Raw genomic sequence first — 26193 nt, forward strand, 5'->3', positions numbered from 1 at the left:
TTGAATACATAATAATAAAATACATAATAATAACAGAAATAGGGTTGACAAGCAAATGTCAACCCTATTCTTGTATTGTGATGTGATGTTACTTGACTACTACCTTCTTGCCGTTTACCACATATAGGCCAGCAGGGAGCTCGCCAATCGATGTGGCATGCATGCGCATACCCTTAAGGTTGTAGATGCCCTTTGATGTGTCGAGAGACGTGTCTTCCTTAATATCATCAATGGCATTTGGCACACCTCCGAGTCCTTTAACAAAGCCAGAATAGACATGCTTGCGATAGTAGTTCAGATCCCAGATGCCTACAGGAGTGTTGGCTCGCCATCCGCTGTGTTCAGGCGAATCGGTAGGACACCAATGGCAGATGCCCCATTGCTGTGAGGCAGGCACGCAACGGAAGAACTCCTTGATGATCCACTCGTAGTAGTTAGCCATTCGCTTATGCTGTGCCTCGGTCATGCTTGCTGTGGGCACATCGTTTCCACTGGAATTAACATATCCCATGTCGAGCTCACTTACACGCACGTACTTGCCTGTTGCAGCCATGAGCTTGAACATGTTAGTGATGGCGCTCTTCTTGCTTGACAGCGTGCTGCTGTTCTCATAATAAGATATGTGCATCTGAGTGCCTATGCCGTCAATCTTGGTGATGCTGTCAGCCTCCCATTTCTTTATCCAGTTGATGAGTGACTTAAGCTTCTTGTTGCCGTCCCAGTCAGACTCGAGGTTGTAGTCGTTGATGAAGAGTACAACACTGTCAGGACCATATTTGCGTGCAAGTCTGCATGCCTGGCGCACATATTCGAGGTCGCCCATATAGTCCTGCCAATAGAAGGCATCGCCACCTACGTCCCATGTTCCGTCAGGGTTATAGCCCTGTGAGTGCTGCAGGGTATAGTTGCCTGAGCCATCGTTGCCACCGCCTGAGATAGCCTCGTTGACGAGGTCCCATGCCTTAACCTTGCCATTGCAGGCATTCATCATGCCCTTTATCCACTTGTCCATAGCATAGACGAGAGTGTCGTGACGCTCCTGTGCTGTCAAAGGAATAGAGCTTGGCACATAGACATAAGTCAGACTGTCGATGACTGTTGGAGCGACAACACTGCCTCCATATTCCTTTACCTTGAACGAGCTGAGGTCTGTGCCTTCGAGGTCACCATTCTTTATCTTCTCAGTGCCGTTAATCTTCAGGCTTACATTATCGAAATAGTAGTTGTTCTCATCGGCAAGCTCACTCAGGTTGAGTGCTATGCTCTGTCCTGCAGCGCTGAACTTTCCACTTACTGTGACAGTCTTCCACTCAGTAGTAAAGCTGATGTTGCCAAAAGCATCAGAGTTCACATAAGTTCTGGGGGCGTTATGTATCTGTGTGGAGGCATAGGCAGGCTTGTCGGCACGCACATCGGCAGTGAACACATAGCTTGCTCCTGATGCGAACGAGCCAGGAACAATCCACATCTGATTATCCCAAGCCTCAGACTGCTTTGCCTTAGCATGAGCCTTAATGCAGCGACGCTCCTCTTTAATGGTCTTACCCTTCTTAACAGCTTCAAACTTGATGCTCTTAATATAGACATCGCCCACAAAATTTGGGAACTGCATCAGCAGGAAGCTGCTCTCCATAGTAGGCTTGACGTTTACTACAACATCTTGCCATGCTGTTGTGAAAGGCACGCTTACGCTCGCTCCCCCACTCCAGTCGCCAAGACGTCCAGACACCTTACCCGACTTTGAGCCTTTTACTGTCATGGTCATCTTATACTGCTTTCCCTTTTGGAGAATGATGTTATCCATGCCAACGAACTGCACCTGATAGGAATATGATTTCGTGGAATTGAGATGGAGACCATCAGTAGAGTTGAAGCTTACCGTAAAGCCGTATTCCGACTCGTTAGCTTTCCACCCCACGCTCTGATTAGTACGGAAATCCTTACTGGCAGCCAACTCCACCACTTCAACATCGCCATCGGTGAGTTCTGGCGCAGGCTTGTCGGCAAGCAGCTTGAGCAGCCATCCCTTAGGCTGCTGAGAGTGCCAGGCAAGAACGTGGCCATAGACATTAAGTCCAGCATTGGTAGCAGCATTCACATAGTTCTTTACAGTAGTGAAGTTCATGTTACCATTGCCATCCACACAACTTCCCATCTTCATGGCGTTGCCAGCCACCGTCTCAGTAAAGTTCTTGTTGGTAAGGTTCTTTACAAGTGTGTTGTTGAGGTAGTCGTTGACAGTTGTGCCTATGCCGAGCTTAAACTTTGGATGAGCTGTGTGGTTGATATATTCCTTCAAAGCCAGATAGTCATCCAAATAACGATAGTTGTCGTCATTTGGCTTACCCAACTCGAATTTGGACTGTGCGACAGCAGAAGTCATCAGACCAGCCACAAACAACAGTAAGCATAGTTTCTTCATATTACTTTACAGGAATCTTGTCAATACGCTTCTGATGGCGACCACCCTCAAACTCTGTTGAGAAATATTCGTCCATAATCTTGCGAGCCATATCCTCGTCGATGAAACGACCTGGCATGACAAGAACATTTGCATTGTTGTGCTGACGTATGAGATGTGCTATCTCTGGAATCCAGCACAGACCAGCGCGTATGCTCTGATGTTTGTTCAAGGTCATGTTGATGCCCTCGCCACTGCCACAGATGGCAATGCCTGGGAACACCTCACCTTTCTCAATGCCCTCTGCAAGTGCGTGTCCGAAGTCGCTATAGTCGCATGAGTCCTCTGTGTAGGTGCCATAGTCCTTGAACTCGTAGCCCTTTTCCTCGAGGTACTTCTTCACAAACTGCTTAAGAGCATAGCCAGCGTGATCGCTGGCGAGACCGATTGTTTTTATTTCCATATCAATTAGTAATTAGAAATTAGTAATTAATAATTATGATTACCAGACACGCGCAAAGTCTGTGCGTGAGAGGTAATCATAATTACTCATTTCTCATTACTCATTATTTGAGTAGAGCTTTCACCTGCTTGTAAACATTCTCGCCAGTGAAGCCGAGCTTCTCGTCGAGCACCTTGTAAGGAGCAGAGAAGCCGAAGCTCTCGAGACCCCAAACAGTACCGTCGGCACCTACCAGACCCTCGAGGTTAACAGGCAGACCAGCGGTGAGACCGAACTTCTTCTTGCCAGCAGGCAGAACGCTCTGCTGATACTCCTTAGACTGGCTGCGGAACAGACCCTCAGAAGGAACGCTCACGATGCGAACCTTTACGCCATCCTCGCGGAGGAGCTTAGCACCAGCCTCGAGAGTAGAAACCTCTGAACCAGAAGCAAGCAGGATAACATCGTAGTTCTCGTCTGAGCCAGCTACAACGTAAGCACCCTTTGTTGCCTGGTTGTAGTCGTTGCCCTCTGGCAGCATCTCGATGTTCTGACGAGAGAAGATGAGTGCTGTAGGAGTATCGATGTTCTCCATAGCCATGCGCCAGCAAACGGTGGTCTCCTCAGCATCAGCAGGACGAACTACCAATACAGAGTTCTTACCGTGGTGGTTCTTCAGCTTCTCCATCAGACGGATCTGTGCCTCCTGCTCAACAGGCTCGTGGGTAGGACCATCCTCACCTACACGGAAGGCATCGTGAGTCCAGATGAACTTAACAGGCAGCTCCATGAGGGCAGCCATACGTACAGCGGGCTTCATGTAGTCAGAGAATACAAAGAAGGTACCGCAAGCTGGGATAACACCACCGTGAAGAGCCATACCGATGCAGCAGCAAGCCATGGTGAGCTCAGCAACACCTGCCTCGAAGAATGCACCACTGAAGTCGCCACGAACCATGTCCTTGGTCTTCTTCAGGAAGCCATTAGTATTATCAGAGTTAGAAAGGTCGGCAGATGCGCAGATCATGTTAGGAACCTGCTCAGCCAGCTGACCGAGAACGGTAGCTGATGCGTTACGTGTAGCGCAACCAGGCTTCTGCTCAACCTTGCTCCAGTCAATCTTTGGAGCCTTGCCGCTGAACCACTCCTCGAGCTGCTTAGCCTGCTCTGGATGTCCCTTTGCCCACTCTGCCTTCTCAGCATAGCGCTCAGCGCAGATCTTCTTCAGTTCCTCGCGACGCTTTGCATAAAGCTCCTGTACCTCTGGGAAGATCTGGAATGGATTCTCAGGATCAGCGCCGAGGTTCTTCATGGTGTTGATGTAAGCATCGCCACCGAGAGGAGCACCGTGGGTAGCGCAGTTGCTCTCATAAGAAGAGCCGTCAGCCTTGCGAGCGCCCTTACCCATTACGCAGTGACCGATGATGAGTGAAGGACGGTTCTTCTCAGCCTGTGCCTTCTTGATGGCCTCGCGAATCTCGTCAACATTGTTTCCGTCGATTTTCTGAACGAACCATCCCCATGCCTCATATTTCTTTGCTGTGTCCTCGCATGTTACGACCTCAGTCTTTGTTGAGAGCTGAATGTCGTTAGCGTCATAGAACATGATGAGGTTGTCAAGACCAAGGTTACCTGCGATACGACCTGCACCCTGAGAGATTTCCTCCTGCACACCACCGTCAGAGATGTATGCATAGATGGTCTGGTTCATAACGTTGCCCAGACGAGCCTTCAGGAACTTGGCAGCGATGGCAGCACCTACTGCGAAGCAGTGACCCTGTCCGAGGGGACCTGATGTATTCTCAATGCCACGCTCAATCTCGCGCTCTGGGTGACCAGGAGTTACTGAACCCCACTGACGAAGATTCTTCAGATCCTCGAGAGTGTACTTGCCAATGAGAGCAAGCTGGCTGTAGAGCATTGGAGCCATGTGGCCTGGGTCGAGGAAGAAACGGTCACGACCTTCCCATGCGGGATTCTCTGGGTCATAAACAAGGAACTCGCTGTAGAGAGTGTTGATAAAATCGGCACCACCCATAGCACCACCTGGGTGACCAGACTTTGCTTTCTCAACCATTGAAGCAGCCAGAATACGGATATTGTCGGCTGCTTTGTACATCACTTTGTTGTCGTTCATAATTTTAGTTATTTAATAAATAATGGTAATTTATTTTTCCAGTAAAAATTCGATTTATCGGTTTCTGTTTTTAGGATTCTGCAAAGATACGAAAAAATACGCTAAACAGACAAGCTAATTCGCCATTTTAATATATTTTTTATCTCACAGGCTCTACGACAGTCTTCAGACCCTTAATCTTCTGTCCGCTGACGTTCTTTAGCATACTGTTGATAACCTCGCGTCTTACAGCCACATAGGCATAACGGTCAGTAACATCTATCCGTCCTATATCCTGCGAAGAGAGTCCTCCCACCTTGCAGAGGAATCCAGCAATATCGCCCTTCGAGATCTTGTCTTTCTTGCCTTTACCAATATATATTGTTCCCATGATGGGTTTAGGCAGAACGCTAACCGCGTTTAGTTCAAACGGCTCTGCGTCTATTCCCTCAACCATGATTTTCTCTTCAGGACCCACTATGAAGAACGTTCTTCCAGAGGCTTGCCAGCGTGCTGTGCGCCCCACCCTGTGTATGAGTGCCTCCTCGTTGACTGGCAGATGATAGTGAATAACATTCTCGAGGTTTGGAATGTCCAGTCCTCGTGAGGCGAGGTCTGTTGACACGAGTACTGTTGACGAGCCATTGCTGAACTTATAGAGAGCGTCTTCTCGCTGACGCTGGTCCAGTCCGCCATGAAAGGCGCTTGTCACGAATCCCTGCTGACGCAGATACTGGTCAACACGCTCCACAGAGTCGCGATAGTTAAGGAACACCACGCTCTGCTGTTCACCTATATTCTTAAGCAGCAGGCTAAGCGTATCGAGCTTATCCTTCTGCGGACTTTTCACTTCATATACCTCCACTCTTTCAGACACCTCCTGCTCATCGTCAAGATAGTCCAGGCGCTGAGTCTTCTTCATCTCCACGAAGCGAGGTATCTGCTCTGCTTCAGTAGCAGAGAGCAGCACTCTCCTACGCAATGCAGGAAGCGTGGCAATGAGCTTTGACATCTCGTTTTGGAAACCCATCTCGAGACATTTGTCAAACTCGTCTATAACAAGATATTTTATATTGTTTGCGTCTATATTTCCCTTTTCCAAGTGGTCGTTGATACGCCCTGGTGTGCCAAAGACTATTTGCGGACGGTTCTGCTTCAGCACCTTGTGTTCCTCCATAGCTGTGCGTCCACCATAGCAAGCCTGCGAGCGCACTCCACATCCCATCTGTCTCAGCACCCTGTCCGACTGCAAAGACAGTTCTCGTCCAGGCACCACGACAAGTGCCTGCACGTTATCATTGTTTGCATCAATCAGCTCCACAAGCGGCAGCAGATATGCCAGCGTCTTACCTGAACCTGTAGGCGACAATATCAGAACGTCGTTCTGTGTACGCAGTATGGCATCATAGGCCTCCTGCTGCATGCTGTTAAGCTCTGCTATGCCCAGTTTCTCTAATCCTTTCATTTCTTTTTCTTTATATTATCGCCTTCATTTTTCTTTACGTCCTCGCCCGCCTTTGGGAACAGCGGCACGTATCTCATCTCTCGCTCTATTCTTGCCTGACGTTTCAATATGTAGGCACTTGGATTCTTTGAGCTGAACTTGCGTGGGTTGGGCAGCGTTACAGCTATTAGCGCACACTGGCTGCGAGTAAGCTCACTCGCCTTGCAGTTGAAGTGTGCCTTCGCCACAGCCTCTACGCCATAGATGCCGTCGCCAGTCTCTATGGAGTTCAGATAGACCTCCATGATGCGCTGTTTGCTCCACAGCAGTTCTATAAGCGTGGTGAAATAAGCTTCAAAACCTTTGCGAACCCAAGAGCGTCCTGGCCAAAGGAACACGTTCTTTGCTGTCTGCTGTGATATGGTCGATGCTCCCAGCTTTCGCTTCTCAGGATGGTCCATGTTCCTCTTTGCAGCTTTCTCTATGGCTTCAAAGTCAAATCCGTGATGTTCCAGGAAATTGGCGTCCTCGCTTGCTATCACCGCTACAGGCATGTACTTCGACATGTGATCTATCGAAGTCCATGAGTGTTTCATCTTTATTTCCTTGCCATCGCCTATCTGCTCTATGACACGTATCACCATGAGTGGTGTGACGAAGACAGGAACGAAACGATAAATGATAACAGAAAGAATCGTGGAAGCAAAAAATGCCACCACGATCCATTTAAGTGTTTTTTTCAGAAAGTCTAAAACCACCATATAGTAATAGGCTTACTGCAGTGTGCCTGCCTCGGCAGCCTTGATCATTGCCTCGCTTGCATACATATAAACCTCTACACGACGGTTCTGCTGCTGACCAGCCTTTGTTGAGTTGTCAGCTACAGGATTAGCCTCGCCGAAACCAGTTGTGCTGCGAATCTGAGAAGCTGAAACGCCCTGAGTCTGCAGGAATGATGTAACAGCCTGTGCACGCTCCTGAGAGAGGTTCAGGTTCTTCTGAGCGCTCTGCTCTGCTGTGCTGTTCTTCCAGCCCTGGTTGTCAGTATAACCCTGAACGGCAACGTCGCAGTCAGTGTTCTGCTTCAGCACGTTAGCGAAGTTAGCGAGTGATGTCTTAGCTGTCTGGCTGAGAACTGAGCTACCTGTAGTGAACAGAATGCCTGAATCGAAGGTAACCTTTACGGCCTGCAGTCCGTTAGCGTCAGTAACCTCTTCTACCTGAGCGTTCTGAACAGCCTGAGCCTGAGCCTTAACCTTGTCCATCTTCTTGCCGATGAGAGCACCAGCACCAGCACCAACAGCTGTACCTACGGCAGCGCCAACAGCTGTGTTACCAGCCAGCTTACCTACTACAGCACCCAGAACTGCGCCACCGGCAGCTCCGATAGCAGTACCCTTCTGCAGATTGTTACAACCTGCCATCACGATTCCTGCGCAAAGCGTCAGGATTACAACTTTAAATTTCTTCATGATTAAAAAATTTGTAAGTTTAAATGGTTAAATATAAAGATCAATTACTTTCGTGGTGCAAAGATAAGCTATTTATTTGTTATAATTGTCATCTTTTCCAACTTTTTTTAGTATTTTTGCACCCAAATTTCAAACAACGACATAAAAATCATGGCAAAAGAATTAAAAGAATTGACGAAAAGAGCCGATAACTACAGTCAGTGGTTCAACGACTTGGTTGTAAAAGCCGACCTTGCTGAGCAGTCGGCTGTACGTGGTTGTATGGTTATAAAGCCCTATGGCTATGCTATCTGGGAGAAGATGCAGCAGCAGCTTGACAAGATGTTCAAGGAGACTGGTGCTCAGAACGCTTACTTCCCCCTGCTCATCCCTAAGTCGTTCCTTTCTCGCGAGGCTGAGCATGTAGAAGGCTTCGCTAAGGAGTGCGCTGTTGTAACCCACTATCGTCTGCGTGCTAAGGACGACAAGAGCGGTGTTGAGGTTGACCCTTCAGCTAAGCTTGAAGAGGAGCTCATCGTGCGTCCTACTTCTGAGACTATCATCTGGAACACCTATAAGAACTGGATTCACTCTTGGCGCGACCTGCCCCTGATGTGCAACCAGTGGTGTAACGTTATGCGCTGGGAGATGCGCACACGTCCTTTCCTCCGCACCTCTGAATTCCTCTGGCAGGAGGGCCACACAGCCCACGCTACTCGCGAGGAGGCTGAACAGGAGGCACAGAAGATGCTGAAGGTTTATGCTAAGTTTGCTGAGGAGTGGATGGCTGTACCTGTTATTCAGGGTGTGAAGAGTGAGACCGAGCGTTTCGCAGGTGCTCTCGACACCTACACCATAGAGGCTATGATGCAGGATGGTAAGGCTCTTCAGAGCGGCACCTCTCACTTCCTTGGCCAGAACTTCGCAAAGGCTTTCGAGGTGACTTATCTCAACAAGGAGAACAAGCCTGAGTATGTGTGGGCTACCTCATGGGGTGTTTCTACACGTCTCATCGGCGCTCTCATCATGACCCACTCTGACGACAACGGCCTCGTTCTGCCTCCACGTCTTGCTCCTCTGCAGGTGGTAATCATTCCTATCGCCAACAAGCCTGAGCAGCTCGAGCAGGTGAACAGCGAGGTTACACCAATCATTGAGAAGCTGCGTGCCAAGGGCATCAGCGTCAAGTTCGACGATTCTGACAACAAGCGTCCTGGCTTCAAGTTTGCCGACTACGAGCTGAAGGGTGTTCCCGTTCGCCTCGTTCTTGGTGCTCGCGACCTTGAGAACGGCACCATAGAGGTTATGCGTCGTGACACTCTCGAGAAGGAGACACGTCCTCTGGAGGGCATCGCTGAGTATGTTGAGCAGCTGCTCGACGACATTCAGGCCAACATCTTCAAGAAGGCCAAGGACTATCGTGATGCTCACATCTTCGAGTGCGAGAACTACGAGGAGTTCAAGGAGAAGGTTAAGGACGGCGGCTTCTTCCTCTGCCACTGGGACGGCACAGCTGAGACTGAGGCAAAGATCAAGGAGGAGACTCAGGCCACTATCCGCTGCGTGCCTTTCGGCGTAGAGCAGACACCTGGCGTGGACATGGTAACAGGCAAGCCTTCAAAGGCTCGCGTCATCATTGCTCGCAGCTACTAATTCTACACTGACACCTTATTTATATATAGAAAGTCATCAACGATTCAATTACAAACATAAAAATACATTTAAAAGAACTTAGACAATGAAAGCATTTGTTTTTCCTGGACAGGGAGCACAGTTCGTAGGCATGGGCAAGGACCTCTACGACAACAACGCAACAGCAAAGGAACTCTTTGAGAAGGCCAACAACATTCTCGGCTATCGCATCACAGATATCATGTTCGAGGGAACTGACGACGACCTGAAGCAGACCAAGGTCACTCAGCCTGCCGTGTTCCTCCACTCAGTAATCTCTGCCATCTGCATGGGCGACGCTTTCCAGCCAGCCATGACTGCTGGTCACTCTCTTGGTGAGTTCTCAGCTCTCGTTGCAGCAGGCGCCCTCTCTTTCGAGGACGGTCTGAAGCTGGTCTATGCACGTGCAATGGCTATGCAGAAGGCTTGCGAGGCAGCTCCTTCTACTATGGCAGCCATCATTGGTCTTCCTGACGAGAAGGTTGAGGAAATCTGCGCTGGCATCAATCGCGAGGGCAACGTTGTTGTTTGTGCTAACTACAACAACCCTGGTCAGCTGGTTATCTCTGGCAACGTAGAGGCCATCAACGAGGCTTGCGAGCAGCTGAAGGCTGCTGGTGCTAAGCGTGCACTTCCTCTGAAGGTTGGTGGCGCGTTCCACTCTCCTCTGATGCAGCCTGCCAAGGATGAGCTCCAGGCAGCCATCGAGAAGACCGAGTTCCAGACTCCTAAGTGTCCCGTCTATCAGAATGTTGACGGAAAGCCTCACACCGACCCAGCTGAGATCAAGCAGAACCTCATTGCTCAGCTCACCTCAAGCGTACGCTGGACTCAGTGTGTACAGTCTATGATTGCCGACGGTGCCGACGACTTCACAGAGTGTGGTCCTGGCAAGGCTCTGCAGGGAATGATTGCAAAGATCAATAACACTGTTAGTGCTCATGGCATCCAGTAAGATACACATCTACCAAATCTTTACGCGTCTGTATGGCAATCGCTGTCAGGCGCGTAAACCTTTTGGAACGATTGAGGAAAACGGCTGTGGAAAGCTCAACGACTTCACGCCGAGCGTGTTGAAGCAGATTCGCGAGAAAGGCTTCACTCATGTGTGGTACACAGGCGTCATACGTCATGCCACCATGACCGACTATACCCCTTACGGCATCCCTCGCCAGCATCCTGCTGTGGTGAAGGGACGCGCAGGCTCTCCCTACGCCATTGCCGACTACTACGACATAGACCCCGACCTGGCTGTCAATGTTGACAAGCGCATGGAGGAGTTTGAGAAGCTTGTCAATCGCACCCATCGCGCTGGCATGAAGGTCATCATCGACTTCGTGCCTAACCATGTGGCACGCCAGTATAAGAGCATCTGCAAGCCAAAGGGTGTGAAGGACCTTGGCGAGGACGATGACCAGACTCAGGGCTTCGCTCCTGCCACTAACAACTTCTACTACTGCCCAGGCGAGCGCTTCACCCCCTACTTCGACCTCTATCACGGCGAGAAGGAGCCCTACTGCGAGGAGCCTGCCAAAGCTACTGGCAACGACTGCTTCAACAACGCACCTGGTCAGAACGACTGGTACGAGACGGTGAAGCTGAACTATGGCGTTGACTACTATGCAGGCGGTATAGGCCATTTCGACCCTGTGCCTGACACTTGGAACAAGATGACAGACATCCTGCTGTTTTGGGCATCAAAGGGCATCGATGGCTTCCGCTGCGATATGGCTGAGATGGTGCCTGCCGCCTTCTGGGCTTACGCCACAGCAAAGGTAAAGGCTGCATATCCGTCTCTTTTGTTCATAGGCGAGGTCTATAACCCATACGAGTATCGCAACTATATTGCCTCAGGCTTCGACTATCTCTATGACAAGGTAGGCATGTACGATGTACTGCGCGACATCACCTGCCATCGTCGCGGCACCCACGACATCACCCATGCGTGGCAGCAGACTGACGATATTCGCCAGCACATGCTCTATTTCCTTGAGAACCATGACGAGCAGCGCATAGCCAGCGACTTCTTTGCAGGCAATGGCTTCAAGGCTGTTCCAGCACTCATCATCTCGGCTCTGCTCCAGCAGAATCCGCTCATGATCTATGCCGGACAGGAATATGGCGAGCGTGGAATGGATGAAGAGGGATTCAGCGGACGCGATGGTCGCACCACCATCTTCGACTACTGGTCGGTAGATACACTCTGTCGTGCTGCTGAAGGTAAGCTCACGGAAGACGAGCAGCTGCTCTCAAACCTCTACACGAAGGTGCTGTCTATAGCTCAGAAAGAGAAGGCTGTAAGCGAGGGGCAGATGTTCGACCTCATGTATGCCAACACGCAGTATGGTGGTCAGTATGCGTTCCTTCGCAGCGATGGCAAGAGCCATCTGCTTGTTGTTGTCAACTTCGAAGACGTGGCTCGCAGCATAGACCTCACCATACCGTCTCATGCGTTCGAATACATGAAGATTGATGAGCGCGACTATTCAGCCACTGACCTGCTCACAGGCGAAAAGCTCACATTGGCTCTGCGCAGCAATGCTCAAGTCTGCATTGCCCTGCCTGCACGTGGTGGTGTGGTGCTGAAGTTTTAAAGGTGCTGAAGTTTTAGTGGTGCTGAAGTATCAGCGCATATAAGGATTCATAAGTTTTTCGTCATCTATCGTAGTCTTCGGACCGTGTCCGCAATAGATGACGGTGCCATCAGGAAGCGTGGCGGCAATTTTCTTCAAACTGCAGGAAAGTTGCTGCCACGAACCTTTTTCAAAGTCTGTGCGACCTATGCTCATGCGGAAGAGCGTGTCGCCTGAGAATGCCGTGTTTTCCTCCTCACACCAGTACATCACTCCTCCTGGAGTGTGTCCAGGCGTGTGTATCACCTTCAGCTTGTGGTTTCCAAAAGTTATGATGTCGTTCTCTGTGAGGAAAGCGCCTATTGGAGGTGTTGGGTGGTCATAGGGAAATCCGAAGAAGTCGGCAGCCTGCTTAGTCAGGTCGGCAGCCAGAAACTCGTCCTCGCTGTGCAGCTCAGGCTTCAGTCCGAACTCGTCATAGATGGTGTCGTTGCCAAAACAATGGTCCAGATGTCCGTGTGTGCAGAGCAGATGAACAGGCTTCAGGTTGTTTGTCTTTATATAATCTACTATTGCCTGTCGCTCAGAGTTGTAGAAAGCGCCACAGTCTATGATGACACACTCTTTCGTGTCGTCGCTCACCACATAGGTATTCTCCTGCAGCACATTAAACTGAAAAGTCTTTACGTCTATCATAGTGGCAGATATATGCAGTATTTCTCCTTGAACCACTCCTCGCTGAACCATTCCGAGAGAGCCTGAGTCATCACTATTCTACGGTAAGGCTGCGTCTCCGCCTGAAGGTCGCCACCTTTGAGGCATATAACGCCGTTTGGCAGAGCGTTACGCTGTTCCTTGCCTATATTCTTGCGCACAATCTTCACGAGGTCAGGCAGAGGCATCACGGCACGGCTCACCACGAAGTCATACTTTCCCTTCTCCTCCTCGCCACGAAGATGCTCCGGATGGCAGTTCTTCAGTCCTATGGCATTGCTCACCTCCTGTGCCACTCGAATCTTCTTTCCCGTTCCGTCTATGAGTTTGAACTCACACTCTGGGAAGAGTATGGCAAGCGGCACTCCTGGGAATCCCCCACCCGTTCCGAAGTCCAGAATCTGTGTGCCTGGGCGGAAGTTCACCATCTTCGCTATTGCCAGCGAGTGAAGCACATGGTGCTCGTAGAGGTTATCAATATCCTTTCTCGATATCACGTTTATCTTCTCGTTCCACTCGTGGTAGAGCGCGTCCAGCTTAGCAAACTGCTCTCGCTGTTCGTCACTCAGTTGTGGGAAATATTTTTCTATCAGTTCCATTCTCAATTCTCAGTTCTCAGTTCTCAATTCTCACCTCTAACCTCTCACCTCTCGCTCGGCGCGAAGCGACGCTTTGCTTGCAAAGAACCTCTCACCTCTTTCACCTCACCGTCATGTGAAAGCATCCCTGTTTCACCTCATACTTTATGTAGCATCGGTTGTTCTCACGCATGTCGCGCAGCACCTCCGAGAGCACATATTTCAGCGTGTCGTTGCGCACCACTCGTCGTGCAGGTCCTTCAGGATCTTCCACCGTCTTATATCTGTTATAGCAAATATCCACCGTTGTGCCATAGAGGTGACATGAGTTCTCTGTCGCATTGCCATTAAATCGGCGCAGCTTCACCACATCATTCTGTGTGCGCAATACGCTTGTCACTATAAACTTATGCAGAGGCACACCCTTCACTGCCAGACTGTCGAAGAACGCGCGGCCTATGTCTTCAAGCAGTATTGCGGCACGTGGCACCATGTAAGGAATGCTCTGATGCAGCGGATCCACATGATAGTATGGCGATGCACCTATATACACCAGCTCAGCCTTTCTATTCTCTGCGTCCTCGCGGTCTTTCACAGGCTTCACGCCCCATCGCTGTGCTGCTGTCAACTGCACAGCATTTGTATCAGGAAAACACTCCTTGAAGCTGCGTACCGACCTTATTGGGTGATGCTTTCCCTTCTTCACGGCGTTCACCTCTGTCGTCTCTTTTATCACCACCTCTGTCTGAGCCACCACAGCCTCCTGCTCGCCCGACGGAGTAAACCCATCATAGGCGCAGCGTCCCAGCGCCAGCACTATCACCACTATGCCGAAGCACTCTATATATTTCTCTTTTATACCCTTGAAATCCATCTTTTCTTTTGTGTCGCAAAGGTACTAAAAAAAGAGCAAAACGCAAAATAAATCACACTTATTTTTCTTATTTTTACATACACAGTACGCAGTTACACTGTTACGCAGTTACGCAGTTGCATAAGGTATATCTGCATATCGTCTTAAAAGAGAAGAAAAAAATTATATTATATATTATAATAATATATTATTATAATATATAATATAAAAAATTATTACCGTTTATTTTTGACACTTCTCCGAACAGAAATGCAACTGCGTAACTGCGTAACTGCGTAACAGCCTGTACGGATTTTGTTGACTTTTGCTTCTGAGAATGTTGACTACTTTACTGAATAGGTTTACTTTTTTCCTCTAATACAGCAGGCAACATCTCAATTTTAACATTTGAAACAAATCTGAGATAAATGAAAAGAATCCTTGCGTGGCACATATTTATTTCGTACCTTTGCAATGCGTTTAGAAAGAACGCAAGCAGCATTTAGAAAGATCACCACAACCAATTAGTAAGAACGCTAACAACTTAACATTAATCTGAAAATGACAAGAAACTATATCAGACTCGCTGCCTTTCCGCTCTTTGCATTATTGCTGACAGCTTGTAGCAAAGACGACGCTACGCAGGACCAGCCGCCCCAGCAGAAGGCCACGCCAGTAGAATCCACTGACGTGAAAAAATAATCACAACAAGTTATTTGTCTTCAATGACCTCAAAAGCCTTGGGGAGATTGCTGTATGATTCTCCCTCCGTTCCAAATGCCTGAGCACGTTGGATGGCTGTTTCAAGGCGGTGGTCTGCCAATAGGTCTGCCACCCATTTTTCTTTCGAGAGGAACTTCTCTTGCTTGGAGAAGTCGGGGATGTACTTATGAAGCACGTCAATCACATCGTCGGATGTTGCAAAATACCTGTTGGTGTTCAGATAGTGCAGCAGGAACCAGAACTCGATGGATGGCATACTGTCGCAGATGATAACGTCTTTACGGTCTTTATACTTCTGGCATAGCGCCTCGAACTTAGCACGCTCCGTAGGATTGTTGCGTGTGATGTCAGTATCGAACACGCATACAGCAATACCTCGGTCTGCCAAAACTCTATCTACTTGCTTCTGAATCTCGTCTAATGACTGTTCTGTGAAGTTGCGAGGCTTGCAGGTATAGCGGTAGCCTTTGAGCCTACGAAGATTGGTGAAGTAGAAGCGTTCTGTCGCTCCCTCGCCTATAATCGTAATCTCAGGCTGTCTGAGTGATCTTTGCTGGGTCTTTCTTGCCATTTACAGTCCTCCTTACATGATGATGTTAGGCAACGCTCCAAACTGCCCGTTCATGTAGGCACGGTGGATGGATGACAGTTTGTTAAGCCCTCGGAACTCGACCAGAGAGAACAGGTTGCTGTTGCCGTCCTTGCCCTTCTCCGTAAACCAGACGGAATCCTTGCCGAAGATGTCATCAATATCTCGCAGGATGGGGTCGTAGTGGGTGGTGACAATTAGTTGCGACTGGTTGTCCTTCTTGTTGACGAAAAGGGTAAGCATATACTCCATCAGGTTCGGATGGATAGAAGCCTCCAACTCATCGACACACAACAACCCTTGGCATTTCAGTTGCGAGTAGATGATAGATTCCAGTTCCACCATACGAGTCGTACCGGCACTCTGGCTGTTTTCTGGCAGTACATAATCCTCTTCGCCTCGCTCCGTCTCCACCTTGTGTCCAAAGAGTGCAGCCATCTTCTTGATCTTGATGTCGGAGATGTTGAAGTCTGCCTCCTTCACAAAGTGCATGAGATATTCCTTGAACGTAGAATCCTCCGACAACATGTTCTTGGTCGTGTCAGAGATAGCAGTGTCTGAACCATTGATGAGTGGCATCATGCGACTGTCAATCCAACGGCGCATATCGTCGAGGTAGCTCACAGCCACATTCACTTTCTTCAACACTGCCAGGATAGACATGTTACGCAGACAGTTGACAGAGAGCGCATCAATCTCAGCCTGTGAGAGCTTGACTGCGGCAGGGTTGAAAGTCAGCTTCGATATGCCGTTGACATCCTCACGGGTAAAGACCTTGGTGGGGCGGTTGCTGAGATAGACATACAACACCTCGCTGCACACCTTCTCAGGGTTGACCACCAACTGGTACCAATAGCGTATGCCATTGACGTAGAGTTTTACGTCAAACTCCGTGTCGTATTTCAATGCGTCAGGCTGCATCAAGAACGGCTGCACATCCGTACCCTCATCGTTCTTCATCGGAATCTTATTCCAGAACACCCGAAGGAAGTCGATGGCTTCAAGCAGATTTGACTTGCCGCTGGCGTTGGCACCCAACACCACAGCGAAGCGTAGCAGCTGAACACCATCGGGCATGGTCACGACACTATTGTATTTGTCATTCCCTGATGTCTCGAAACTCAGTACCACCTCGTCACGAAACGACTTGAAGTTTTTTATCTTTAATTCTTGTAGCATATCTAAGAGCGAAATTACGTCGCAAAGATACGAATAATTTTCGTTCGTTGACATCAAACCCGTCATAAAATCAAATTTTGTTTTTAAAATTAGCATGATTTAACCAAATTAAGTGATTAAAATTGTAAAAACATCAATTTTATAGAAATCTGGGTACCGCCGTCACCTGCGACGATGCCGCCGTGTTGCCCGCCATCACCATCGATTTGGAAAAAGCCTACTATCAGAAGACCACGCCAGTAGAATCCACTGACGTGAATAGTTAATCGAAAAAGATTTAGGTAACGCTCCAAACAGTCCGTTCATATGTACTCTCCAGTAGCAGAGTCGTACAGACCAAAAGTCTTCGAAAACAAAAAAACTTCATCCGCCTATTGGTCGTAGGCGGATTTTTTTGTATCTTTGCATCAAATATTAATTACGAACACCTATAACAATGAAGAATTTACCTGTTATCTTTTTATTACTATCATCTATATTGATCACCTCCTGCTATGACTATAATTATACAGAGGGAACAATAGAGTATGATATAGAAAAAGAGTATGTTAAATCAGAATCGGGTGTGAGAAGTGTAACAGTAACCTATATTGATAGCTTTGATACAAGATCACTGACAAATAGGATTCAACGATACAGGGAAACAATCAGAATTAAATTATTCGCTAGTACAATATTAAACAAATGATATGAAAAAGACTTTTCTCGATTATTCTTCGTACCTTTGCATTCCAATATAAGACGAATGAGCAAGTATATTACTGAAAAGACTATGGAATATACATATAAATATCCAAGACCAGCAGTTACTGCGGACTGCGTGGTAATAACGAAGGAAGCTGAGCCAAAGGTGCTGCTTATCCAGCGAGGCATTGACCCATACAAAGGTTGCTGGGCATTCCCTGGTGGGTTCATGAATATGGATGAGACTACAGAGCAATGCGCTATCAGAGAGTTGGAGGAAGAGACAGGTCTGAAGATTTCCAACCTACATCAGATTGGTGCATACTCCAAGGTGGACCGTGACCCACGAGGACGAACGATTACAGTTGCGTATCTAGCAATCGTTGACAGTCCTTTGGACGTGAAAGGTCAGGACGATGCAGCCAATGCTGCATGGTTCCCTATCAACGCACTCCCTACCCTCGCCTTTGACCATTCAGATATCATGGCGGACGCAATTAAGCTTTTATATAACATTCAGTATTTGCTATACTGCCAAGAAACGGACACTTAATCGAACTGCTTCTTGTAGTTCGCAATAAACAACTCGGTCTATAGTCTATAGGCTAAAGTCTGTAGTCTGAAGTCAAAAAACTGTAGTCAAAACACTTTTTTCTTGAAGATTATTTGTCTGTTTCGCGGAAAAGTGATAATTTTGAAGCCGCTAAGCAAATAATAAGCAAAAAGAGACTAGACAATGAATAAGTTGAACACCATGTTTTTCCGCTTCTTTTTCTTTACAAGGACATTGTGAAGCGGGGAGTTGCGTGAAAAATTTCAACTTAAGAATGAATAAAGAATCAAGGTCCCGCTTCACATTGAGTGAAAGCGGGGCTTTTTAATTAAAACGAAAAGAAAAATGAAGAGAATTGCAATTCAGGGACTGATTGGTTCGTTCCACGACATCGCAGCACACCTCTACTTCGAGGGAGAGCAGATACAGCTGATATGCTGTTCAACATTCGAGCAGGTGTTTGAAAGCATAAAGCAAGACCCTACAGCCATTGGCATGCTCGCCATAGAGAACACCATTGCCGGCTCGCTGCTGCACAACTATGAGCTGCTGCGCGACAGTGGCACAACGGTGGTGGGCGAGCACAAACTGCACATAACCCACTGTATATGCTGTATGCCCGACGACGACTGGTCAACCATAAGCGAGATACACTCCCACCCCGTGGCCCTGATGCAATGTCGCAATTTCCTGTCGCAACACCCCTCGATAAAACATGTGGAGGCAGAGGACACGGCTGGTTCGGCAAAGATGATTGCCGAGGGTCAGAAGCACGGATGGGCTGCCATCTGTCATGCCGAGGCTGCACGGCTCTACGGACTGAAGGTGCTGGAAGACCATATTGAGGACAACAAGCACAACTTCACACGATTCCTCGTGGTGTCGAACCCCAACAAGGCCGACATGCTGCGTAGTCTGACAGAGTCGAACAAGTCAAGCATAGTCTTCTCGCTACCACACGAGGAGGGATCGCTATCGCATGTGCTGGCCATACTGTCTTTCTACAAGATAAACCTCACGAAGATTCAGTCGCTGCCCATCATTGGCCGAGAGTGGGAATATCTGTTCTATGTCGATGTGATGTATGACGACCTGACAAGATACCGACAGGCCATTGATGCAATAATACCGCTGACAAGGGAACTGAAGATACTTGGTGAATACAAAGACGGGAAACAGACGAACTGAGAGGTTAGAGGTGAGAGGTAAGAGGTTAGAGGTGAGAGGTTCTTTGCAAGCAAAGCGTCGCTTCGCGCCGAGCGAGAGGTTAGAATAAAAATTGCAGCGATTATTCGCTAATGTCGGAAAAAACATGTAATTTTGCAAAGCAAAATGAAGCGTTGACAATAACCAACAAAAACATAACTTAAAAATTAGAACAGACTCATGGAAAAGAAGCTAAGCAAAGCAACCATCTGTGTACAGGGCGGATGGGAACCTAAGAACGGAGAATCACGCGTGCTGCCCATCTATCAGAGCACCACATTCAAATATGACAATACAGAGGAGATGGCCGACCTCTTCGACCTGAAGAAAGAAGGCTATTTCTACACCCGACTGCAGAACCCTACCAACGATGCCGTGGCAAAGAAGATTGCTGCACTGGAAGGTGGCGTAGGTGCCATGCTGACATCGAGCGGACAGGCTGCCAACTTCTACGCCATATTCAACATCTGCGAGGCTGGCGACCATATCGTGGCTTCCAACGAGATCTATGGCGGAACATATAATCTCTTCGGAGTAACAATAAAGAAGCTGGGCATAGACTGCACATTCGTGAACCCCGAGGCTTCTGAGGAAGAGATAAGCAAGGCATTCCGTCCGAACACGAAAGCGCTTTTCGGCGAGACAATTTCGAACCCGGGCTGCAAGGTGCTCGACATAGAGAAGTTTGCACGTATAGCCCACAGTCACGGAGTACCCATCATTGTTGACAACACCTTCCCCACCCCAATAAACTGCCGTCCATTCGAATGGGGAGCAGACATAGTGACCCATTCCACAACGAAATATATGGATGGTCACGCCACTCAGGTAGGAGGATGCGTGGTTGACAGCGGCAATTTCGACTGGGATGCTCACGCAGACCGCTACCCTGGACTGACAACTCCTGATGAGTCATATCACGGACTGACATACACGAAGGCATTCGGAAAGATGGCATACATGACAAAGCTCGTGGCACAACTGATGCGCGACCTCGGCTCAATACCATCGCCACACAACGCATTCCTGCTGAACCTCGGACTGGAGACGCTCCACCTGCGCATGGCTCGCCACTGCGAGAACGCACAGAAGATAGCAGAATTCCTGGAACAAGACGAGCGCGTGGCATGGGTTCACTACAGCGGACTGAAGAACGACGAGGCTCACACGCTGGCAGAGAAATATCTGCCTAACGGCTCATGCGGAGTGATGGCCTTCGGACTGAAAGGCACTCGCGAGACAGCTGTGAAATTCATGGACTCGCTGAAGCTGATAAGCATAGTGACCCACGTGGCCGACGCACGCAGCTGTGTGCTACACCCAGCAAGCCACACACACCGTCAGCTGAGCGACGAACAGCTGCGCGAGGCAGGAGTGGCTCCCGACCTTATCCGTCTGTCAGTAGGCATCGAGGATGTTAACGACCTGCTGGCCGACATCAAACAGGCACTGAACAATATTTAAATGACAGACAGACTTCATTTTACATCAGAAGAGCGAGAGGCTGCTCTGAAGCTCTACAACGAAGTAAAGGAACTCACATCAAGCAGTCTGAGCGCTGAGGAAGAGGCATTGCTGCGCAGCCACATAATGACGGTGATAGAGCAAGGCCAGGTGCAACGCGACGTGTTCGGACTGAACCCCATACTGCTGGCTCTGCAGACAACGAAGATTGTTGTAGAGGAGATAGGACTGCGTCGCGATGCCGTGCTGGCTGTCATGCTGCGGCCAAGCATGGAACAGAGCGTGATATCGCTCGACGAAGTGCAGGAGAAATATGGCGAATCAGTGGCAAGGATTCTTCACGGACTTGAGCGAATACAGGAGCTCTACAAGAAGAATCCCGTCATAGAAAGCGAGAACTTCAGAAACCTGCTGCTGTCGTTTGCAGAAGACATGCGCGTAATCCTCATCATGATTGCCGACCGCGTGAACCTCATGCGACAGATACGCGACACGGATAACGACGAGGCGAAGATGCAGGTGAGTCAGGAGGCTGCATATCTCTATGCACCACTCGCCCACAAGCTCGGTCTCTACAAGCTGAAAAGCGAGCTGGAAGACCTGTCGCTCAAGTATATGGAGCACGACGCCTACTACCACATCAAAGAGAAGCTCAACGCTACGAAAGAGGCACGTGAAGCATATATAGCAGACTTCATAACACCTATAGAGCAGAAGCTGAAGGCGGCAGGACTGAAGTTCCACATGAAAGGGCGCACAAAGTCTATACACAGCATCTGGCAGAAGATGAAGAAGCAGCACTGTGCCTTCGAGGGCGTATATGACCTCTTTGCAATACGCATCATTATAGACTGTCCGCTGGAAAAAGAAAAGCAGAGCTGCTGGCAGACTTTCGCCATCATTACCGATATGTACACCTCTAACCCGAAGCGCATGCGCGACTGGCTCTCAGTGCCGAAAAGCAACGGCTATGAGAGTCTGCACATAACCGTGCTGGGCCCGCAGCAGAAATGGGTGGAGGTGCAGATACGCACAGAGCGAATGGACGAGATAGCCGAGCGAGGCGTGGCTGCACACTGGCGCTATAAAGGCGTGAAAGCTGAGGGAGGCATGGACGAATGGCTAACAGGCATACGCCAGATGCTGGAGAACGCCAACGAGGGCATGGAGGCTATGGATCAGTTCAAAATGGAACTGCAAGACGAAGAGGTCTATGTGTTCACACCAAGAGGCGACCTGCTGAAATTCCCCACAGGAGCAACGGTGCTCGACATGGCCTACTACATACACTCGAAGGTGGGTAGCGCATGTACGGGCGCGCGCATAAATAATAAGGTGGTAACATTCCGTCAGGAGCTGCACTCGGGCGACCAGGTAGAGATACTCACATCGTCGCAGCAGAAGCCTAAGCAGGAGTGGCTGAACATAGTCAAGACATCGAGAGCCAAGGCGAAGATAAAGCTGGCCCTGAAGGAGACTCAGCAGAAAGAGGCCCTGATGGTGAAGGAGATGCTCGAGCGAAAGTTCAAGAACAGAAAGATTGAACAGGACGAGAGCCTCATGATGCGCACAATGAAGAAGCTGGGCTACAAAGAGGCCAGCGACTTCTATCGCGACATAGCCAGCGAGACACTCGATGTGGGTGTCATCATAGACAAATATCTCGAACTGCAACAGGGCGAGAAAGTCGTAACAGGCGACAATCAGGCACGCTCGGCCGACGAGTTCGTATTCGATGAGCGCGTGGCTCCAACAACGACTCAGAACGAGGACGTGCTCGTGATAGACCAGAACCTCAAGGGGGTGGACTATCATCTTGCCCACTGCTGCAACCCAATCTATGGCGACGACGTCTTTGGATTCGTCACGGCTGGCGGAGGTATAAAGATTCACCGCTGCGACTGTCCTAATGCGCCAGAGATGAAACGACGCTTCGGCTACCGCATAGTGAAAGCCAAATGGAGCGGAAAAGGCGGTTCGCAATACAGCATAACCCTGCGCGTGATAGGCAACGATGACCTGGGAATAGTGAACAATCTGACAAGCATCATCTCGAAAGACGAGAAGCTGGTGCTCAGAAGCATCAACATCGATTCTAACGACGGACTGTTCAGGGGCAACCTGGTCATCATGATAAACGACAATACGCGACTGGAAACACTCATCAAGAAACTGCGCACGGTGAAAGGCGTGAAGCAGGTGGAGAGAATTTAAAAAAAAATCGAATAATCGTTTTAACGTTTAACCGTTTAAACGAATAAACGAAAGAAAGAAAAAATGGCAAAAATAGTTACCTTCGGAGAGTTGCTGCTACGCTTCTCAAAGCTCGACCACATGAGAATTACTCAAGGGGACATGTTCACAAGCAAATATGGTGGCAGCGAGGCAAATGTGGCTGTGTCGCTGGCTACGCTTGGCGATAACGTGGAGTATATCACCCGATTGCCCGACAACGCCATAGGACACGCTGCATCGCAGAACCTCATGCAACTCGGTGTGGACACACGACGAGTGCTCTACGGAGGCTCGCGCATAGGCACCTACTATCTCGAACCGGCTGCAGGTATGCGCTCTTCGAAAGTGATCTACGACCGCAACGGCTCTGCATACTATGAGCTGAAGCCTGGCATGATTCCCTGGCGAGAGATTCTGAAAGATGCCGACGTGCTACACGTATCGGGCATTACGGCCGCCATATCGCAGAATGCTGCCGACGCAACATTCGAGGCGCTCGACATAGCCGATGAGCTTGGGGTGATGGTGTCCTACGACATAAACTATCGCAAGAATCTGTGGAAATATGGTGCCGACGCACGTGAAACGCTGAAGAAGATGCTCAGCCGATGCGACATGATGTTTGGCGACGCTATTGAGTTCGAATGGATATGCGAGAGGAAGCAGCCACCGTTTACTGCCATAGACTCAAACTTCGAGATGCAGATGGACGAATATAGGGAGTGGTTCGACGAGCTGCATCGCGACTATCCGCGCTGTAGGAAGTGGCTCATGGGAATGAGAAACATGGTGGCATCGAGCCATCACACGCTCACCGCCCTACTCTGGACCGACGGCAAGCTGCTCGAAGCGCCCATCTACGACATACCCGACGTGGTGGACCCAGTGGGCGTGGGCGATGCGTTCATGGCAGGACTGCTTCACTCATACTACGCCTTCCCTGGCGATGACAACATGGCACTGAACTACTCACTCGCAGCTGCTGCAATGAAGAACACCATACCTGGTGACTTCAACCTCGCCTCAGACGACGAGATAATGGCAGTGGTGAACCATCAGTTCGGACTGAACTCGCTGTATAAGACAACGGTGTAATCAGAGAAATAAGATATCAACAATAGACCTAATAGATAAGTAAAAAGAATAAAAACAAGTAAAAATGAAGAAACTATTTTTCACCATGCTGATGATTGGCGCAACGACAAGCAACATCAGCGCACAGACAAACAACTGGTTCCAGAACGTGAAGTTCAGCGGATACGGAATGGTGCAGTATCAGGGAACGGACAAGAAAAACTCTGAGGAGAACGGCTTTAACCTCAGACTGGTGCGTATGGCTCTCGAAGGACGTGCTCACAAGGACTTCTACTGGAAGGCACAGATGCAGATAAACGGTAACACATACGATCCGGACAAGTCGAAGACCGACATACGACTCGTAGACCTCTTCGGAGAGTGGCAGAAGTATGAGTTCTTCAAAGTTAAGGCTGGTCAGTTCAAGCGCCCATTCACTTTTGAGAACCCCATGCATCCTATCACACAGGGATTCATGAGCTATTCACAGAACGTAAGCAAGCTGGCCGGATTCTCTGACCGCACTGGCGAACATGGCAGCAACGGACGCGATTTAGGCGTGCAGGTTCAGGGTGACCTGCTGTGGTTTGGCGACAGAAGCTTGCTGCACTATCAGGTAGGTGTGTTCAACGGTGAGGGCATCAATCAGAAGGATAAAGACAATCGCAAGGACATCATCGGAGGATTCTGGGTATCACCAATAGAAGGACTGCGCGTAGGAGCATTCGGATGGACAGGTTCACGTTATATGGAGATAACTGACCTGGCTGGCGCAAAGACAAAACGCAGCGTGTCAAAGAATCGCTACGCCATCTCGGCCGAATATGCTAAGGACGACTGGACTCTTCGTTCAGAGTATATTCACAGCCAGGGCTTTGGCGCAAATATGAAGGATGGCGACAAGGCCGACGGTGTGTATGCGCTCTGCATAGCTCCTGTCATCAAGAATAAGTTCCACGTGAAGGCTCGCTATGACCTATATCGCGACAAGAAGGACTGGCAGTCGAGCAAGACTTTCTATGAGGTTGGCGCTGACTATGTGTTCACAAAGAACCTGCAGCTGAACCTCGAGTATGCTCGCGTGAACGAGCGCAAGAACCACATGAACTACAACATGGTTGACGTGGAGCTCGATTTCCGCTTCTAATCGTAAAGTATATTGCGGCTATGTCGCAATAAAACAAAGAAACAACTCCCATGCAGACAAAGGTACTTCTCATCTACACAGGCGGAACGATTGGCATGAACTGCAACCCGCGAACAAAGGCGCTCGAACCATTCGACTTCGAGCACCTGCTGAGCAACGTTCCTGAACTGAACCAGTTTGACACAGAGATATCAACCTATCAGTTCCTGCCGCCAATAGACTCAAGCGACATGTCACCCATGCGCTGGACAGACCTGTCGCATGTGATAGCCGACAACTACGACAACTATGACGGATTCGTGGTGCTGCACGGAACAGACACAATGGCTTACACGGCATCGGCGCTGAGCTACATGCTTGAGAACCTCACAAAGCCTGTCATCTTCACAGGGTCGCAGCTACCCATAGGACAGCTACGCACCGACGGCAAGGAGAACCTCATAACGAGCATTGAGATAGCTGCGGCAAAGAATCAGGACGGAACAGCCATTGTGCCTGAAGTTGGAATATACTTCAACGGACATCTGCTGAGAGGCAACCGCACTACGAAGCAGAGCGCCGACGGATTCAACGCCTTTGAGTCGTTTAACTATCCGCATCTGGTGGAAGCCGGAGTGAACATCACCTACCACAAAGAGATGATAAGGAAGCCAGACTTCAGCAAGCCGATGACACCTCATTTCAAGCTTGACAACAACGTAATTATCTTCTCACTCTTCCCAGGAGTGCGCGAAGACCTGATACGCCACATCATAGCAACGCCAAACCTGAAATCCATAGTGATGAGAACCTTCGGCTCAGGCAACGCGCCACAGAACCCATGGCTGATAAGTGCGCTGAAAGAAGGCACGAGGAAAGGCAAGGTCATCATCAATATTAGCCAATGCTTGGAAGGACGAGTGGAGATGGGACGCTACGACACCGGCTACCAGCTGAAAGAGGCAGGAGTGGTGAGCGGATTTGACTCAACGGTGGAGAGTGCAGTAACGAAACTGATGTTCCTGCAGTCGCAATATGACGACCCAGAACAGATAAGACGCTACATGCAAAGAAGCATTAGAGGAGAGATAACGGTTTAATTAGAAATTTAGTTAGA

22 protein-coding genes are annotated in these 26193 nt (G+C 49.2%); 11 read left to right on the forward strand and 11 right to left on the reverse strand.

Annotation, left to right across the window (positions count from 1 at the left end; genetic code table 11):
• Positions 1-88: 88 nt before the first annotated feature.
• From M1L52_RS13610 to M1L52_RS13635, 6 genes are all read right to left on the reverse strand, one after another.
• Positions 89-2422, reverse strand: coding sequence for an endo-1,4-beta-xylanase (locus tag M1L52_RS13610; protein WP_248615579.1), 2334 nt, complete (start codon positions 2420-2422; stop codon positions 89-91).
• Position 2423: 1 nt separating this feature from the next.
• The gene (gene rpiB, locus M1L52_RS13615; RefSeq protein WP_248615580.1) at positions 2424-2864 is read right to left on the reverse strand and encodes a ribose 5-phosphate isomerase B; all 441 of its coding nucleotides are present in this window, start codon (positions 2862-2864) and stop codon (positions 2424-2426) included.
• Positions 2865-2967: 103 nt separating this feature from the next.
• Entirely contained in the window at positions 2968-4980 is a 2013-nt protein-coding gene (locus tag M1L52_RS13620; RefSeq protein WP_248615581.1) for a transketolase family protein, read from the reverse strand.
• A gap of 139 nt (positions 4981-5119) precedes the next feature.
• Entirely contained in the window at positions 5120-6424 is a 1305-nt protein-coding gene (locus M1L52_RS13625; RefSeq protein ID WP_248615582.1) for a DEAD/DEAH box helicase, read from the reverse strand.
• On the reverse strand, positions 6421-7164 hold the full coding sequence (gene mtgA, locus M1L52_RS13630) for a monofunctional biosynthetic peptidoglycan transglycosylase (protein WP_248615583.1): 744 nt from the start codon (positions 7162-7164) through the stop codon (positions 6421-6423). Before mtgA ends, M1L52_RS13625 begins: the two co-directional genes overlap by 4 nt.
• Before the next feature lie 12 nt (positions 7165-7176).
• The gene (locus M1L52_RS13635) at positions 7177-7875 is read right to left on the reverse strand and encodes an OmpA family protein (RefSeq protein WP_248615584.1); all 699 of its coding nucleotides are present in this window, start codon (positions 7873-7875) and stop codon (positions 7177-7179) included.
• A 150-nt stretch (positions 7876-8025) separates the two neighbouring features.
• Here M1L52_RS13635 and proS point away from each other — a divergent pair, with 150 nt between their 5' ends.
• The 3 genes from proS to M1L52_RS13650 all read left to right on the forward strand — a co-directional run bounded on the left by proS (position 8026) and on the right by M1L52_RS13650 (position 12119).
• On the forward strand, positions 8026-9507 hold the full coding sequence (gene proS / locus M1L52_RS13640) for a proline--tRNA ligase (RefSeq protein WP_248615585.1): 1482 nt from the start codon (positions 8026-8028) through the stop codon (positions 9505-9507).
• Positions 9508-9592: 85 nt separating this feature from the next.
• Complete coding sequence (gene fabD, locus M1L52_RS13645) at positions 9593-10480, forward strand: ACP S-malonyltransferase (RefSeq protein ID WP_248615586.1); 888 nt, start codon at positions 9593-9595, stop codon at positions 10478-10480.
• Positions 10467-12119: an alpha-amylase family glycosyl hydrolase gene (locus M1L52_RS13650; RefSeq protein WP_248615587.1), complete on the forward strand. Its 1653-nt coding sequence runs from the start codon at positions 10467-10469 to the stop codon at positions 12117-12119. The genes fabD and M1L52_RS13650 overlap by 14 nt, the downstream gene beginning before the upstream one ends.
• Positions 12120-12149: 30 nt before the next feature.
• Here M1L52_RS13650 and M1L52_RS13655 read toward each other — a convergent pair whose 3' ends face one another.
• The 3 genes from M1L52_RS13655 to M1L52_RS13665 all read right to left on the reverse strand — a co-directional run bounded on the left by M1L52_RS13655 (position 12150) and on the right by M1L52_RS13665 (position 14264).
• Positions 12150-12794, reverse strand: a complete 645-nt coding sequence (locus tag M1L52_RS13655) for an MBL fold metallo-hydrolase (RefSeq protein ID WP_248615588.1) — start codon at positions 12792-12794, stop codon at positions 12150-12152.
• Positions 12791-13411: a 16S rRNA (guanine(527)-N(7))-methyltransferase RsmG gene (gene rsmG, locus M1L52_RS13660; RefSeq protein ID WP_248615589.1), complete on the reverse strand. Its 621-nt coding sequence runs from the start codon at positions 13409-13411 to the stop codon at positions 12791-12793. The genes M1L52_RS13655 and rsmG overlap by 4 nt, the downstream gene beginning before the upstream one ends.
• A 100-nt stretch (positions 13412-13511) precedes the next feature.
• Positions 13512-14264, reverse strand: a complete 753-nt coding sequence (locus tag M1L52_RS13665; RefSeq protein WP_248615590.1) for a DUF5715 family protein — start codon at positions 14262-14264, stop codon at positions 13512-13514.
• 540 nt (positions 14265-14804) lie between these two features.
• On the opposite strand from M1L52_RS13665, the gene M1L52_RS13670 reads away from it, so the two are divergent.
• Positions 14805-14945, forward strand: coding sequence for a hypothetical protein (locus M1L52_RS13670; protein ID WP_248615591.1), 141 nt, complete (start codon positions 14805-14807; stop codon positions 14943-14945).
• 10 nt (positions 14946-14955) lie between these two features.
• On the opposite strand, the gene M1L52_RS13675 is transcribed toward M1L52_RS13670, so the two are convergent.
• Complete coding sequence (locus M1L52_RS13675; RefSeq protein ID WP_248615592.1) at positions 14956-15537, reverse strand: RloB family protein; 582 nt, start codon at positions 15535-15537, stop codon at positions 14956-14958.
• Positions 15538-15549: 12 nt separating this feature from the next.
• Positions 15550-16734: an AAA family ATPase gene (locus M1L52_RS13680; protein ID WP_248615593.1), complete on the reverse strand. Its 1185-nt coding sequence runs from the start codon at positions 16732-16734 to the stop codon at positions 15550-15552.
• Between the two features lie 772 nt (positions 16735-17506).
• Here M1L52_RS13680 and M1L52_RS13685 point away from each other — a divergent pair.
• The 7 genes from M1L52_RS13685 to M1L52_RS13715 all read left to right on the forward strand — a co-directional run bounded on the left by M1L52_RS13685 (position 17507) and on the right by M1L52_RS13715 (position 26176).
• Entirely contained in the window at positions 17507-17971 is a 465-nt protein-coding gene (locus M1L52_RS13685; RefSeq protein WP_248615594.1) for an NUDIX domain-containing protein, read from the forward strand.
• Between the two features lie 345 nt (positions 17972-18316).
• Positions 18317-19159, forward strand: a complete 843-nt coding sequence (locus M1L52_RS13690) for a prephenate dehydratase (RefSeq protein WP_248615595.1) — start codon at positions 18317-18319, stop codon at positions 19157-19159.
• Between the two features lie 198 nt (positions 19160-19357).
• Positions 19358-20641 (forward strand): O-acetylhomoserine aminocarboxypropyltransferase/cysteine synthase family protein, encoded by a 1284-nt coding sequence (locus M1L52_RS13695; protein ID WP_248615596.1) that lies wholly within the window; start codon positions 19358-19360, stop codon positions 20639-20641.
• Positions 20642-22855 (forward strand): RelA/SpoT family protein, encoded by a 2214-nt coding sequence (locus M1L52_RS13700; protein WP_248615597.1) that lies wholly within the window; start codon positions 20642-20644, stop codon positions 22853-22855.
• 63 nt (positions 22856-22918) lie between these two features.
• Positions 22919-23971: a sugar kinase gene (locus tag M1L52_RS13705; RefSeq protein WP_248615598.1), complete on the forward strand. Its 1053-nt coding sequence runs from the start codon at positions 22919-22921 to the stop codon at positions 23969-23971.
• 64 nt (positions 23972-24035) lie between these two features.
• Positions 24036-25097 (forward strand): porin, encoded by a 1062-nt coding sequence (locus tag M1L52_RS13710; protein WP_248615599.1) that lies wholly within the window; start codon positions 24036-24038, stop codon positions 25095-25097.
• Positions 25098-25147: 50 nt separating this feature from the next.
• Complete coding sequence (locus tag M1L52_RS13715) at positions 25148-26176, forward strand: asparaginase (protein WP_248615600.1); 1029 nt, start codon at positions 25148-25150, stop codon at positions 26174-26176.
• The last annotated feature ends 17 nt before the right edge of the window (positions 26177-26193 follow it).

The sequence above is a fragment of the Prevotella sp. E13-27 genome (assembly GCF_023217965.1).
In the GTDB taxonomy this organism is placed as follows: Bacteria; Bacteroidota; Bacteroidia; order Bacteroidales; family Bacteroidaceae; genus Prevotella.